Origin of the sequence: Paenibacillus sp. FSL R5-0486, assembly GCF_037975155.1 — a bacterium.
Taxonomy (GTDB): Bacteria; Bacillota; Bacilli; order Paenibacillales; family Paenibacillaceae; genus Paenibacillus; species Paenibacillus amylolyticus.
Window position 1 is genome coordinate 3,931,590 of record NZ_CP150237.1, and the last position, 13,221, is coordinate 3,944,810.

Here is a 13,221-nt window from a genome sequence, read left to right on the forward strand (position 1 = left end):
AATTTTTCTTCCTACTATTCATGATGAGGTGAACGTGATGAGAATGGTTTTTCGCTGGTTCGGCGAAGGCAATGATACGGTAACGCTGGATCATATCCGGCAGATTCCGGGTGTTGAAGGTATTGTGTGGGCACTGCACGATGTTCCTGCTGGCGAGGAATGGCCAATGGACAAAATACTCGCTGTCAAAACAGCAGCAGACAAGGCCGGGTTACATCTGGATGTCGTTGAGAGTGTGAACATCCATGAGGATATCAAGTTGGGCCTGCCATCAAGGGATAAATACATTGCGAACTATATTAAAACAATGGAGAAACTGGCTCAAGTTGGTGTGAAGGTCATCTGTTACAACTTTATGCCGATCTTCGACTGGCTTCGCACGGATATGCACAAGGAAATGGAGGATGGCTCAACTGCCCTCTTCTATGAGCACAGTAAACTTGCAGATATAGAACCTCTAGAACTCGTTCGACGCATTACGGAAAACTCCGCACTCACCATGCCAGGTTGGGAACCGGAACGATTGCAGTATTTAACAGGTCTGTTCGAAGCCTACAAGGATGTAACCGAGGATCATATGTGGGAGCACGCACGTTATTTCCTGCAAGAGATTATGCCTACAGCCGAACGGCTGGGGATTCGAATGGCCATCCATCCAGATGACCCGCCATGGCCAATCTTTGGATTACCAAAGATTATTACAAGTCAGGAGAATGTTCGGAAATATTTGAATCTTTATGATAGCCCTTACAACAGCGTGACACTATGCAGTGGCTCTTTGGGAGCGAATGCTGATAATGACATTATCGGGATGATACACGAGTTCAAGGATCGGATTCCATTTGCCCACATTCGTAATGTCAAAATCTACGATAATGGTGACTTTATCGAAACCTCACATCGCAGTCAGGATGGCAGTGTTGATATTGCAGGGGTTGTTGAGGCTTATCACGATATCGGTTATGAAGGTTATGCAAGACCCGACCACGGTCGTCATCTCTGGGGAGAACAGTGCCGACCTGGGTATGGACTCTATGACCGAGCTTTGGGCATCATGTATCTCTGGGGCGTCTGGGATTCCCTGCAAAGGAGGGCAAAAGCATGAGTGAACTTCAATATGAACGCTCATCTCGTCTTGAAGGCAGAACAGCTGTAATCACCGGAGGTGCTGGAGTATTATGCCGCTCCATGGCGGAAGAACTCGCTCGGCACGGTGCAAGTGTAGCCATCCTGAACCGCACGGTGTCCAAGGGACAGGAAGTTGTATCTGCGATAGAAGCTGCCGGTGGCAAAGCGATTGCTATTGCCTGTGACGTAACCCAGGCCGATAGTGTGCAAGCAGCGGCAGATGCGGTGCTGGAACAGCTCGGACCATGTGATATTCTGATCAATGGCGCCGGTGGCAATAACGCTAGTGCCAACACCACAAATGAAATCTTCAGATTGGAAGATCTGGAAAAGAGCGATGTCGCTACATTTTTCGATGTAAGTGTAGAGGGATTTCGTCAGGTGATGGATCTGAATTTTGTCGGTTCTCTCATCCCTACTCAGATCTTTGCAAAACATATGATAGAGCGTGATGTTCCCGCTACTGTCATAAACATTTCTTCCATGAGCGCCCCATCGCCCATGACGAAAGTTCCAGCGTACAGCGCTGCAAAGGCAGCCATTAACAACTTCACGCAGTGGCTCGCCGTTCATCTGGCCGAATCCGGTATTCGTGTCAACGCTATTGCACCCGGGTTTTTCTTGACCGAGCAGAACCGTAATCTATTACTGCAACCAGACGGCTCACCTACGGAACGTTCCAGTAAAATTATTGCTCATACACCCATGCGCCGCTTTGGCAAACCGGAAGACCTGCTTGGCACATTGATGTGGCTTGCGGATGAAAGACAATCCGGCTTTGTCACTGGCACAGTCATTCCGGTAGATGGCGGATTTATGGCGTATTCAGGTGTATAATGATTAACGTGTAAATGAATCAGTTCAACTAATATAGGTATTTAATGAAACCGAAGCTTGGGATACATACCCAGGTTTCGGTTTTTTGCGTTCAAGCATAAGATCCTCCAGCATAGGAAAAGCTTGTTATAATACATGTTCAAAAGCAAACTTTTTAAACAATCTCTTATTACAGCTACGGTGAAATAAAGGAAGGTGATACATATATGATGGAAGAAACATGGGTTGTTGCCGTACGGTCTATTATTGCTTTTCTGACCCTGATCATCTACACAAGGGTGCTGGGCAAACAGCAGATGGGTAACTTGACGTATTTTGATTACATTAACGGTATCACAATCGGTTCCATTGCGGGGACTTTTGCAACCGATCTTTCCTCCAAGGCGTGGATTCATTTTGTGGCCTTGACCATTTTCACAATCATTACGATCATCTTTCAGTATATTACGCTGAAAAATCGCACCATCTCCAAACTGATGGACTCTGATCCAACATTGATCATCCAGAACGGTAAAATTCTTGAACAAAACCTGAGTAAAATGCGAGTCAAATTTGATGAATTGACCATGATGCTGCGGCAAAAGGATGTATTTGATATTACGACTTTGGATTATGCGATTCTGGAGCCGGATGGTAGCCTCTCGGTTGTTTTGAAACCTGAGAATCAGCCTGTAACCGCCAAAGATATGCATATGCACCCGCCCAAGAGCAAGCTAATGACCGAGATTATCATTGATGGCCTGCTGATTAAGCAAAATCTGGAGGAAAGACACAAAGATATTAATTGGCTCAGTGAACAGCTTAAGAAACAAAAGATCACGATACAGGATATTGCTTTTGCCGCCATATTGCCTAATGACAAATTGTATGTTGATCTGTTCGAAGATAAAATCACCGAAAAAATCGATATGGGCGATTATGAGGGACCTTTCTAAACTCTTTACATCAAGGAGGCGGTTGAATGAAAACGCGTTTCTGGCTGTTATATGTGCTTCCGATCTTCCTCATTCTTGTGTTCGTTGCAATTATGGCTAGCGGAGCCTTTCTTAAAAAGCCCTTTGGCAACGATGATCGCTTGCTTGAATCTATACAAACGTTAGAGAAACAGGTTGAGGGTAAAAAATGGACTGAAGCCAAGTCTCAAGTTAATTACGCAATGAAGGCCTGGGATAAAGTCGTCAACCGCATTCAGTTCAGTGTGGAACGTGAAACGATATATGATATTCTGGGCACGCTTGCTCGGATCAAGGGCGGCGTTGCGGCAGAGGATGATAAGGCGATTATGGAAGAGATTTATTACTTTTATGTGTTATGGGATAATCTTGGAGATTAGGTTCAATAATCTTTAATATCAGGCTTGAATATCAGAAGTAAGTCCATAAACAAAAGGCACTATCCTTTTTATGAAGAAAGGAAGTGCCTTCTTTGCTTTGATATAACTTTATATCCGTTACGCTCTTCGTAATCCCCGAGACCGTGACGATCGCGAAGTGCCTTCTTTGCGGAAAAAGAGACCGAGTGCTCCCTTGGCACACCACAGTGCAAACAAAGCAAACAACGTGCCCCAGAACAGCGCCGGAAGGAATGTCTGCTGAGCCAGATTCGCTGCATCCCCTGCCCGTGAAGGTTGAGTCCAGGACATAAATCCAACGTATACAGCACTAACAACCGACTCTTCCAGCGTAAGAAACGCCAGTAACAGATAATAGTACTTCACGATCTTGGCACCAAAAATCATAATGACAACGTTCAGTACGATGAACCCTGTCAGCCATAACATGCCGAACTCCCCTCTTACATATAAAAGGAGCGACACCAGAGCGACAGCCGTCATAATACCGAGTCCCCACATGTGCAAGCCTTTGCGGTATAAGTAAAACAACAGCAAGGCGAACAGTGATGCACTGATATATCCCGCCAGAGAAACCAGGATCGATCTGCCTGGCGTCAGCATGGATGAGTAAGTTACACCACTATGATCAGCGTACAATTCAATGCGCAGCACTTTACCGGACAATACCAGTGTCATTAGTGCATGACCGAATTCGTGAATCATCGTATCCAGGTTACGGAACAAGGACGAAAATGGGATGAATCGTGTAAGAAAGACGGAGCCTAGTAGGAACAGTATCGTTTTGACCCACTTATTCAATCGTGCCATACCTCCTTTACCTTAAAGTAAACAATCAAGTAAACAAGCCTATCCTTTATAAAGGTTGTTCAAAAAGTCCGCTTTTGATTACGAAGGATGCTTAATGGCATCATCAGCGTCGAAGATGGCATTCAGCCGAAATGTCCGTTGCTCACGTAGTTTCCTACGCTCCGCTACTCCATTTCTAGCTTCATCCCATCTTCTCGGTACTGAAAACCGATCTTTTTGAACACGCACTTATTCTACGCTTTTTTCACTCGATTCGTTTCGGCTTCCGAACTGTAAGGCACAGTGCTCCATCCACCAGCAGAAGCTTCGATTGTGTCCAATGAAAAAAGAAGATAGATCATAGCGGCCCTTTTCGGCCTCTAGCGTAACGAGCAGTCGATTGCGCATCCGACGGAGGGCATAGTGCACGAATTGATCTGCTACCTCACTTTGTATCAGGGTAACATAAGCATAAAGGGAATGATCGACAGGTTCATCAAGCGGACTCACCCCTGCACATGAAAATTCCGTCCTCACGCCCGCACTCTGAAGTATGGACAATGCCTTCACAAGTTCGGCATCAACTTCGATACCGTTCCAAATCTCCGTTTTCTTCGCGGCTACCGTATGTTTATCACGTTCCGTCCAGTGCATCAGCTCCAGCTTGCGTCGTCTCCACAGATGGGCAGGCTGTTCACTTAACAGCACTTCATGTTCCTCATTTAAATTCATGCAATGCGTCCTCCTGTTCTCCTTGATCCGGTCACCTTATTAAACAAAGAGAGAGCACATCCCTGTGCTCTCTGCTTTGCAAAAAGGCAAAGGAATGGCGATCCATTCCTCAGCATGTTGTATTATTGTACCTTTTTCGATGACAGGCATCAAACTGATTTTTAATTATTCGTTTAGTGCCAGTTTCAGAGCCTCCAGATTCTGTCTCATCACGCTAATGTAGTCCATTCCCGCCGCAATTTCTTCCTCGGTGAGTCCCTCAATCGGATTCAATACAGCCGTCTTGGCCCCCACTTCACTTGCGATCGTCTCAGACACTTTGGATGAAACCAGTGTTTCGAAGAAAATGGTCTTCACCTGATGCTCTTTCGCAAAATCAATGACAGATGCCATCTGCGCTGCTGAAGGTTCTTGCTCAGGAGACAATCCTGCGATGGGCACCTGTTGCAACCCATATTCCTTGGCAAGGTAACCAAATGCAGCGTGTTGTGTGATGAAATCCTTGCGTTTGCTATCCGTCCCAGCCGCTTTGAAGTCCTGATCCAGTGACTCCAATTGAGCAATGTAGGCATCTGCATTCTGCTTGAACTGTTCAGCATGTTTCGGGGCAGCCTGCGCCAAACCTGCTTCAATATTGCGCACTTCCTTTACAGCCAATGCAGGTGACAGCCATACGTGGGGGTCTAGTCCACCGTGATCGTGATCATGTCCTGCTTCTGCTTCTGCCTCTGCGTCATGATCATGGTCGTGTTCTTCTGTAGTCGCTTCATCCGCATGATCATGATCGTGGTCATGTTCTGTTGCCTCTGAATCTTCTTGATGGTGTTCATGCTCTCCACCTTCAAGAAGGTTGATGCCTTTGCTCGCTTCCACCTGAATGAGTGAAGCATTGCTCAGGCTTCCGGTGACCTGATCAATCCAAGATTCCATGCCCGCACCGTTGTATACAAGCACATCCGCTTTTTCAATGCTGGCAATATCTTGTGGTGTAGGCTCCCAATCATGGGGCTCCATTCCTGCTGGAACGAGTGTATGCACATCGGCTAGATCACCTGCCACATTTTTGGTGAACTCATACATCGGGTAGAAGCTGACCTGCACGTTTAATTTTGCAGTTTCCGTCTCGACTGGAACGGAAGTGCCTGTCGAAGCTGTATTTGCATCAGAAGCGGATTTTTGTCCGCAGCCTGCGACGATAAGTGTAAGACTAAACAACAATCCGAGCGTAGCTTTTTTACTGAATTTCATGTGATGTATTCCTCCTAGAATGGTTGACCAGAATGATGTGCTGTGATTTCGTTTCTTTGCGGTGACGCTTGCGGTTATATCGTGCAATCAGCTTTTGCGCTGATATTCCAGTCAATAGGATGACCAACAGGATGAGTGCAATTGTTCCTCCCGGTGGTGTATTTAGATGGTAAGATGTTGTGAGCCCGCTAAAAATACCGATTAATCCTGTAATTACCGCGACAATAATCGCTGCTGTAAAACTGCGAGACACTCTCAGTGCCAAGGCAGCAGGTAATACAATGAGAGCAGACACCAGCAACACTCCGACGATCGGCATGGCTGAAGCTACAGTCATTCCTGTCAGAATGGCAAATGCAAACGATAACCCTCTTACCTGAACGCCTCCAATGGAAGCAGTCTCTTCATCAAACGTAAAGTTATACAACGGTCTCCGGAGCAGGATGAAAAAAAGTAAACCAATGACACACACACCTGCCATCATCCACAATTGTATATCGCTAACCGCGACAATAGATCCAAATAAGTATGAGCTGAAGGTCTTGGACAGATTGGTTTTGAGACTCATCAATACCACAGCAAGAGCCAGCCCCGAAGTCATGATGATCGCCACAGGTACCTCGCTGTAGGTTCGGTAACTTCGCCGCAGTTGTTCAACCAGTAATGCACCGATAATTGCAATCGCGAATCCGCAGATCACCGGGTTAAGATTCATGACTGAACCGAGCGCCACCCCTGCGAGTGAGACATGGGATAACGTGTCTGCCATAAGGACCTGCCGCCTGAGCATCAGATAAACCCCGAGAATTGGAGCGATGACTCCAATCAGTCCACCTGCCCAGAAGGCACGTTGCATGAATTCGTACTCAAACACTGCCATTCCTCACTTTCTTGCCGCTCCAGAGTAATCGTTCGGTCCAATCGATCTCCCATCTCTTCCAGTCCATGAGTAACCATAATAATCGTTATCCCATGAGCATCAACATAGTGGCGCATCAGATTGTAAAATCCTTCACGGTTGTGGCGGTCCATTCCCGTGGTTGGCTCATCCAGTACCAGAACCTGCGGTTGCCCAGCCATAGCCCTTGCAATACAGATCCGTTGCTTCTGTCCACCAGACAGCTCACCGACTCGTGTATTCCGATATTCCCACATGCCAACTTCCCGCAAACTGCGTTCAACGATGGCATCCTGCTCTGCTGTGAAGCTTCGGAATAGTCCCAGCCTGGTGTAACGCCCGGACCGGACCAGCTCATTCACCGTACTGGGAAATCCACTATTGAACGATGCCACCTGCTGGGGCACATAACCAATATTGGACTTGTTCCCACGTTTCAACTGCGGATTCATATGTATCGTGCCGCTCCAGGGCTTTAATAGCCCTAGTAGCAGCTTTAACAGGGTCGTTTTGGCAGAACCATTGGGACCTGTGATGCCTATGAACTCTCCCACATGGATATCCAGCGACAGTTGATCAATGACCGGCTCTTTGCCATATCCAAATACAACATCACGCATGGAGGATAGTATCATGCCATTCCCTCTTTTCGTAAATATTACGATTTAAAAATAATAAAAAAATTTTATCTGGTTTCCCGGTGGATCGTCATTTTCTTCAAACGTGGGGAGTACTTCTTCATCTCAAGTCTCTCTGGATGGTTACGTTTGTTCTTGGTTGTTGTATAGTTGCGGTCCCCGCACTCGGTGCAGGCTAAAGTTACAATGACTCTCATGGTTGTTGCCTCCTCTTATTTAATCGTAATTATTACTATTTAATGATATTAGTCTATAGCTTTTCTTTTGTCAACTCCATATCTGTTACAGTAAAATTTTGTATGCATAATATAATTTCATATGATATACTGCTTTGGTATCATTATACTTTACCTACGGAGGAACTAGATGAAGATCAAAAAATCAACTTTTATTGGGTCATTGGTAGCATGCAGTTTGGCTTTCGGTGCCCTGGGTGTAGCAGCTTCAAACGGAATTCAAGATATTGAAGCAACACTCGACAGCAACATTAGCTTTAAAGTAAACGGTCTGTCTTGGACACCCAAGAATGAAGCTGGAGACAAACTGAATGCACTGGTATATGACGGTGATGTATACTTGCCTGTAAATACCACAGCAGAAGCACTCGGAGCCAACGTATCTCTGAATGTTAGCAACAAAGTTGTAAGTATCACTAATTCAGGTAGCGGTAAGTCAAGCAGTTCGAGTAGTAATAACAGCAGTACAGGTACCAAAGGTTCTGAAGATTCAAGTAAACCAAGTAGTTCAAGTAACTCAAGCACTTCTGGCTCAATCAAGATGACTGGAACTGACGCTCAGATGATAGTCAAATTGCAAAAAGAATCTTTAACACTGATCAAGATGTATGGTAAAGCACTTAAAACAGGTAGCACTAGTGAATTTGATAAATACATAGATGCTAAAGTTATTGAAAATCCCGAGATCGACATTTTTGATCTGGGTAAGCAATCCCAGAAAGATAAATTTAAGACTACAGTCAAAGGTATCATTGCAGCAAATGATAAAAAAACGCTGACTAAATATGCAGATCAGTTGATTAATGTGAAATCAGCTGATTTTAAAGTGATTGCAATGGATGATAAAACCAAAACAAGACACAGTTACAAAGCTATTTATTATCCACAAGGATGGACGGGTTCCTATGGAGTGTACCTTACCTTTGTGTTTAGTCCGCAAAAAAGTGGCAACGGTGATTTTTATCTTGGCGATTTGTACTTTAGCTAAAGTCCTTAATGCAATATAATCATTGATCTTCAGGGGCACTATTGCACTTGAAGATCTTTTCTTTTCACTTCAACTCCACGCTGGAAAAGGATCTTTCAGTTCACGCCAGTTCATCAACATCTCCTCCTCCGTAAGAAGGGTCTCATCCAATGTACGTTTAATCTCCGCCCGGTCCATGTCAATGCCGATGAATACTAATTTGGTTACCCGGTCACCCCACTCATCATCCCAGTCCGGTATGCTTGGCAGCGTGTCGCCAAAATGAAGTTCCCTTTCCTCCTCACTCATCGCACCTACCCATATTCCTGCTGGTGCAAGCTGCTTCGATGTACCTGCATGACTGAAAGAGATTGCCATATGGTTTCTTGTCGCCAGCCACATCAGGCCTTTGCATGATTGAGAAGTGTCGTTTTGCCTGCACCCAAATATCCACTAAGTACGGTTACTGGATCCCGCTGTTGAACCTGTTGATCTGACATTTCTGCTTCCTCCACTCTGTTTAAGTTTAAACTTTAATCGTAATTATTACTATTAATTATGATCAATCCGAACTATACCGTAGTTTTCTTTAGGTTGTCAACTCTAATATCATGAAGAATCTTGATTAATCGTAAAAATGTTGATTAGAACATAGGAATGATGTATGTTGCTGCACGTACAAGCATATATTTTAGCAAAGTCCTAGTTGTGGAGGTCTGTTTCATGAAAATGGCAGCCAATCTGAAGCTCCTGTCCTTCCTGGTCCCTTGTGCATTTCTTGTTCCTGTGTTGATCACAATGGCTCCAGACTTGAAGGAAGCATGGAACAGTGAAGCTTTGCAAAATATGAAAACCGTATTCATAGGTATCTTTCTTGAAGCCGCACCTTTTCTGCTCATGGGGGTATTATTGTCCTCGCTCATGCAGTGGTTCGTATCTGAAGAAATGGTCCGCAGACTCACGCCCAAGAATCCGATCGGTGGTGTGCTGGTCGCAGGACTGCTCGGTATTATTTTTCCCATTTGTGAATGTGGCATGATCCCGGTCGTAAGAAGGTTGATGCACAAAGGCATGCCAGCCTATGTTGCAGTGACATTCATCCTGAGTGGTCCCGTAGTGAATCCCATCGTATTTACGGCAACCTTGCTCGCCTTTCCCTCCCATCCTGAGATTACCATTGCCCGTATGGGACTGGCCTTTGCTGTAGCAGCTTCCATAGGGATGCTTGTGTATGTGTTTGTTCGTCGAAATCCTCTTCGGATGCCAAAAGTCGCAGCGACAGAGGTTAAGACACATCCTGGTTTTAAAATGGCGCAACCTCACGTGCACGCAAATGCACATGATCATAACCATGTAAAAAACTGGCGCAGCTTCTTCATTCACGCCGGAGACGAATTTGTCGATATGAGCAAATATCTGGTGATCGGTGCCCTGATTACAGCCTGCATCCAAACATTCATTAGCCGCAGCGATCTGATCTCTCTTGGTAATGGTCCTGTTGCCTCCTATGTGTTCATGATGGGATTTGCTTATGTACTGTCTCTCTGCTCCACTTCTGATGCTTTTGTGGCTTCTGCGTTCTCACATACGTTTGCACTGGGGCCGCTGGTATCCTTCCTTGTTCTTGGTCCAATGCTGGATTTCAAAAGCACGCTCATGTTGCTCTCAACCTTCCGTACTCGATTTGTTATAGGTTTAAGTCTAGCGATTATCACACTCGTCTTCGCCGGCTCGTGGTTGATTAACCTGCTGGTATAAAGGTTGAGCCCAATACTTCATGACCTGAATGGTTAATCCCATGAACTTGCATTCTGACTATGAATAGAAATGAGGTGATGATATATGAACCACACTATCTATACGATGACCAAGCCTCCTGTTCCAAGGTCACACGTCATCCAATGGCATAACCTGATCCGTGCAGGCTGGATCGGCGGGGTGGCAGTGTACATTATTCAGTTGAATTCAAGTGATTCGCTTCATTATTATTTGGCTCCTACCATGCAAAAACTGCTATTATGCTGTCCTGTTCCCTTATTGTTTATTGCCGTTATCATGGCATGGCACGGACTGTTCGGCAGAAACGAGGTTCATTGCGACTGTGAACATCCACCACCCTCGGGGTTCCTTCGTAGCTTAATGGTATATGGTCTGATTGCTATCCCCTTGTTGCTGGGGTTTCTGTTACCTGATCGGGCTCTCGGCAGTTCCATGGCCAGTCAGAAAGGCATGTCTCTCACCTATGCCCCTCCCGAGATTCGTCGAAAAGAGCCTTCACCTGATCCGGCAACGCAATTGAAAGTACAAGATCTCACGCAAAAACCAACGGCTGTTCAGGCTGCTTCGGCTACCAAAGTACAATTCATTCCCCCAGACGAGTATAGCCGCGAATTCGCTGAACTGGCGGAGAAGTTGTATGCAGAACAGGTCATCCGAGTCTATCCCGAGATCTTCTCTGAAACCCTCGGCACGATTGATATGTTCCAGCGACAATTTGCAGGCAAAGATATCTCCTTAACCGGGTTCGTTTATCGGGACAAAAGCATGGATCATGAATCACATTTTGCGCTGGGTCGATTTCTCGTCATGTGTTGCCCCGCAGATGCTGCTCCCTTTGGCGTGATGATTCACATCCCCGAAGCGGATAGCTTCCCTACAGACAGCTGGGTGCAAATCGATGGCAGCATCGGTTCTGCACAGGTGAACGGTAAGGATACGATTGAAATTCGGGCAACAAAGGTGACACCTGTGGCTGAGCCATCCACGCCTTATATTTATACCAATGCGGACTCGGTGATGGCTTATGAGAAAATAAAGAGCCCGTAGTTGCTAGTAGTAGTAACAACAGCGTACTTTTACGACAAAAAGCCCCAAAGCTATGGATTACATCGCTTTGGGGCTTTCATGTTCAGTCAGATACGAGATTACATCTCGTCTTCTCTGATTGTATTATTCCGTTACGATATCATGAACCAATACAGGAGCATCGGCATTATCCGCAATTGTAATGTTTTCTTTGATCTTCGCGATGACGTCTGCTACGTCTTCACGATTGGCATGGATCGTTACGAGGGACTCACCAGCTTTGACTGGGTCACCCACTTTTTTGTTCAGCATCAGACCAACAGCGAGATCGATCTCGGACTCTTTTGTTGCACGGCCTGCGCCGAGCAGCATTGCTGCAGTTCCGATTTCGTCAGCGACGATTCCGGCAACATAGCCGTCTTTGTCTGCTGGGACTTCAACCAGATATTGTGCTTGTGGCAAACGATCTGGATGATCCACAACCGAAGCGTCTCCGCCTTGGTTTGCCAAGAAATCTTTGAATTTCTCCAGTGCTTTACCGTTCTGGATCACTTCTTTCAATTTCTCCTCAGCATGCTCCAAGGAATCTGCCTTGCCAGCAAGGAACACCATCTGACGTCCAAGTGCCAGACACAGTTCTTCCAGATCTTTTGGACCTTTACCTTGCAGGGTGAGGATGGCTTCTTTCACTTCAAGCGCGTTACCAATGGCCAGACCCAGTGGTTGGGACATATCGGAGATAACAGCCATCGTTTTACGGCCAACATTGTTACCGATGCTTACCATGGCATGTGCCAATTCTTTAGCATCTTCCGTTGTTTTCATGAATGCACCAGCACCCGTTTTAACATCCAAAACGATTGCATCTGCACCTGCTGCAATTTTCTTGCTCATGATGGAACTGGCGATCAGTGGAATCGAGTTAACGGTAGCTGTTACGTCACGCAGTGCATAGAGCTTTTTGTCTGCAGGCGTTAAGTTACCACTCTGTCCGATAACTGCAACCTTATGTTCGTTTACGAGACGAATGAACTCTTCTTTTTCAAGCTCTACGTGGAAACCAGCAACGGATTCCAGCTTGTCTGTTGTACCACCCGTGTGACCAAGTCCACGTCCGGACATTTTGGCAACAGGTACATCAAGCGCAGCAACAAGCGGAGCAAGTACCAGTGTTGTTGTATCGCCCACTCCTCCTGTGGAGTGCTTGTCTACTTTGATGCCTTCGATAGCGGACAGGTCGATCGTTTCACCGGAATTCACCATCGACATTGTCAGATCGGCGCGTTCCTTGTCTGTCATATCTTTGAAGAATACCGCCATCGCCCAAGCGCTGACTTGATAGTCTGGGATCTCTCCTTGTGTGTAACCTTGAACAACAAAATCAATCTCAGCTGTTGTCAGTTCTTTTCCGTCGCGTTTCTTAGCAATAATGTCTACCATTCTCATGATGATCTCTCCTCGGGTAAATGATTTGTATAGAACACTTTGTACTGGGACCGTTCCGGCTCCGGATCGTTCCTTCAACGCTTTGCTTCTTCAGAATCGATTCCGGGTCCTTCACTCTGTGCTTAAAACAAAAGTTTCGATTAAAA

Annotated in this window: 16 protein-coding genes; 7 read left to right on the forward strand and 9 right to left on the reverse strand. The window is 45.8% G+C overall.

The genetic code is table 11. From position 1 onward, the window contains the following. The first annotated feature begins 37 nt into the window (after positions 1-37). The 4 genes from uxuA (at position 38) to MKY01_RS17415 (ending at position 3,298) form a co-directional block, all read left to right on the forward strand. Positions 38-1,105, forward strand: coding sequence for a mannonate dehydratase (uxuA, locus tag MKY01_RS17400; protein ID WP_036673719.1), 1,068 nt, complete (start codon positions 38-40; stop codon positions 1,103-1,105). Next, positions 1,102-1,965 carry an SDR family oxidoreductase gene (locus MKY01_RS17405; protein WP_339282839.1) on the forward strand — a complete coding sequence of 288 codons (864 nt, stop codon included), beginning with the start codon at positions 1,102-1,104 and terminating at the stop codon, positions 1,963-1,965. Before uxuA ends, MKY01_RS17405 begins: the two co-directional genes overlap by 4 nt. Positions 1,966-2,171: 206 nt before the next feature. Then, the gene (locus tag MKY01_RS17410; protein WP_244988206.1) at positions 2,172-2,900 is read left to right on the forward strand and encodes a DUF421 domain-containing protein; all 729 of its coding nucleotides are present in this window, start codon (positions 2,172-2,174) and stop codon (positions 2,898-2,900) included. A gap of 26 nt (positions 2,901-2,926) precedes the next feature. Further along, positions 2,927-3,298 carry a DUF4363 family protein gene (locus tag MKY01_RS17415; RefSeq protein ID WP_076328606.1) on the forward strand — a complete coding sequence of 124 codons (372 nt, stop codon included), beginning with the start codon at positions 2,927-2,929 and terminating at the stop codon, positions 3,296-3,298. 117 nt (positions 3,299-3,415) lie between these two features. Here the strand turns inward: MKY01_RS17415 and MKY01_RS17420 are convergent, their stop codons facing one another. From MKY01_RS17420 to rpmG, 6 genes are all read right to left on the reverse strand, one after another. Then, entirely contained in the window at positions 3,416-4,117 is a 702-nt protein-coding gene (locus MKY01_RS17420; protein ID WP_036613817.1) for a M50 family metallopeptidase, read from the reverse strand. 237 nt (positions 4,118-4,354) lie between these two features. Beyond that, the gene (locus MKY01_RS17425) at positions 4,355-4,837 is read right to left on the reverse strand and encodes a hypothetical protein (RefSeq protein ID WP_339282843.1); all 483 of its coding nucleotides are present in this window, start codon (positions 4,835-4,837) and stop codon (positions 4,355-4,357) included. Between the two features lie 165 nt (positions 4,838-5,002). Beyond that, entirely contained in the window at positions 5,003-6,085 is a 1,083-nt protein-coding gene (locus MKY01_RS17430; protein ID WP_339282845.1) for a metal ABC transporter substrate-binding protein, read from the reverse strand. After that, a complete protein-coding gene (locus MKY01_RS17435) occupies positions 6,072-6,965 on the reverse strand; it encodes a metal ABC transporter permease (protein WP_282321172.1) in 894 nt (297 codons plus the stop codon). The genes MKY01_RS17430 and MKY01_RS17435 overlap by 14 nt, the downstream gene beginning before the upstream one ends. Continuing rightward, positions 6,911-7,618: a metal ABC transporter ATP-binding protein gene (locus MKY01_RS17440; protein ID WP_339282847.1), complete on the reverse strand. Its 708-nt coding sequence runs from the start codon at positions 7,616-7,618 to the stop codon at positions 6,911-6,913. The genes MKY01_RS17435 and MKY01_RS17440 overlap by 55 nt, the downstream gene beginning before the upstream one ends. A 50-nt stretch (positions 7,619-7,668) precedes the next feature. After that, positions 7,669-7,818 (reverse strand): 50S ribosomal protein L33, encoded by a 150-nt coding sequence (gene rpmG / locus MKY01_RS17445; RefSeq protein ID WP_036613813.1) that lies wholly within the window; start codon positions 7,816-7,818, stop codon positions 7,669-7,671. 169 nt (positions 7,819-7,987) lie between these two features. On the opposite strand from rpmG, the gene MKY01_RS17450 reads away from it, so the two are divergent. Then, complete coding sequence (locus tag MKY01_RS17450; protein WP_127549150.1) at positions 7,988-8,845, forward strand: hypothetical protein; 858 nt, start codon at positions 7,988-7,990, stop codon at positions 8,843-8,845. Positions 8,846-8,914: 69 nt separating this feature from the next. Here MKY01_RS17450 and MKY01_RS17455 read toward each other — a convergent pair whose 3' ends face one another. Continuing rightward, positions 8,915-9,202, reverse strand: coding sequence for a GTP-binding protein (locus tag MKY01_RS17455; RefSeq protein WP_307720266.1), 288 nt, complete (start codon positions 9,200-9,202; stop codon positions 8,915-8,917). Between the two features lie 23 nt (positions 9,203-9,225). After that, entirely contained in the window at positions 9,226-9,324 is a 99-nt protein-coding gene (locus MKY01_RS17460) for a GTP-binding protein (RefSeq protein ID WP_127549146.1), read from the reverse strand. A gap of 223 nt (positions 9,325-9,547) precedes the next feature. Between MKY01_RS17460 and MKY01_RS17465 the strand changes: the two genes are divergently transcribed. Then, positions 9,548-10,582: a permease gene (locus MKY01_RS17465; RefSeq protein WP_127549144.1), complete on the forward strand. Its 1,035-nt coding sequence runs from the start codon at positions 9,548-9,550 to the stop codon at positions 10,580-10,582. Between the two features lie 84 nt (positions 10,583-10,666). Next, complete coding sequence (locus MKY01_RS17470; RefSeq protein ID WP_127549142.1) at positions 10,667-11,650, forward strand: TIGR03943 family protein; 984 nt, start codon at positions 10,667-10,669, stop codon at positions 11,648-11,650. Between the two features lie 123 nt (positions 11,651-11,773). On the opposite strand, the gene MKY01_RS17475 is transcribed toward MKY01_RS17470, so the two are convergent. After that, positions 11,774-13,075, reverse strand: a complete 1,302-nt coding sequence (locus MKY01_RS17475; RefSeq protein WP_127549140.1) for a pyrimidine-nucleoside phosphorylase — start codon at positions 13,073-13,075, stop codon at positions 11,774-11,776. Positions 13,076-13,221: the final 146 nt, after the last annotated feature.

What these genes read in the sequence shown, in the direction of transcription:
- uxuA (WP_036673719.1), top strand. Translation starts at nt 38, where the DNA reads ATGAGAATGGTTTTTCGCTGGTTCGGCGAAGGCAATGATACGGTAACG.
- MKY01_RS17405 (WP_339282839.1), top strand. Translation starts at nt 1,102, where the DNA reads ATGAGTGAACTTCAATATGAACGCTCATCTCGTCTTGAAGGCAGAACA.
- MKY01_RS17410 (WP_244988206.1), top strand. Translation starts at nt 2,172, where the DNA reads ATGATGGAAGAAACATGGGTTGTTGCCGTACGGTCTATTATTGCTTTT.
- MKY01_RS17415 (WP_076328606.1), top strand. Translation starts at nt 2,927, where the DNA reads ATGAAAACGCGTTTCTGGCTGTTATATGTGCTTCCGATCTTCCTCATT.
- MKY01_RS17425 (WP_339282843.1), bottom strand. Translation starts at nt 4,837, where the DNA reads ATGAATTTAAATGAGGAACATGAAGTGCTGTTAAGTGAACAGCCTGCC.
- MKY01_RS17430 (WP_339282845.1), bottom strand. Translation starts at nt 6,085, where the DNA reads ATGAAATTCAGTAAAAAAGCTACGCTCGGATTGTTGTTTAGTCTTACA.
- MKY01_RS17435 (WP_282321172.1), bottom strand. Translation starts at nt 6,965, where the DNA reads ATGGCAGTGTTTGAGTACGAATTCATGCAACGTGCCTTCTGGGCAGGT.
- MKY01_RS17440 (WP_339282847.1), bottom strand. Translation starts at nt 7,618, where the DNA reads ATGATACTATCCTCCATGCGTGATGTTGTATTTGGATATGGCAAAGAG.
- rpmG (WP_036613813.1), bottom strand. Translation starts at nt 7,818, where the DNA reads ATGAGAGTCATTGTAACTTTAGCCTGCACCGAGTGCGGGGACCGCAAC.
- MKY01_RS17450 (WP_127549150.1), top strand. Translation starts at nt 7,988, where the DNA reads ATGAAGATCAAAAAATCAACTTTTATTGGGTCATTGGTAGCATGCAGT.
- MKY01_RS17455 (WP_307720266.1), bottom strand. Translation starts at nt 9,202, where the DNA reads ATGGCAATCTCTTTCAGTCATGCAGGTACATCGAAGCAGCTTGCACCA.
- MKY01_RS17460 (WP_127549146.1), bottom strand. Translation starts at nt 9,324, where the DNA reads ATGTCAGATCAACAGGTTCAACAGCGGGATCCAGTAACCGTACTTAGT.
- MKY01_RS17465 (WP_127549144.1), top strand. Translation starts at nt 9,548, where the DNA reads ATGAAAATGGCAGCCAATCTGAAGCTCCTGTCCTTCCTGGTCCCTTGT.
- MKY01_RS17470 (WP_127549142.1), top strand. Translation starts at nt 10,667, where the DNA reads ATGAACCACACTATCTATACGATGACCAAGCCTCCTGTTCCAAGGTCA.
- MKY01_RS17475 (WP_127549140.1), bottom strand. Translation starts at nt 13,075, where the DNA reads ATGAGAATGGTAGACATTATTGCTAAGAAACGCGACGGAAAAGAACTG.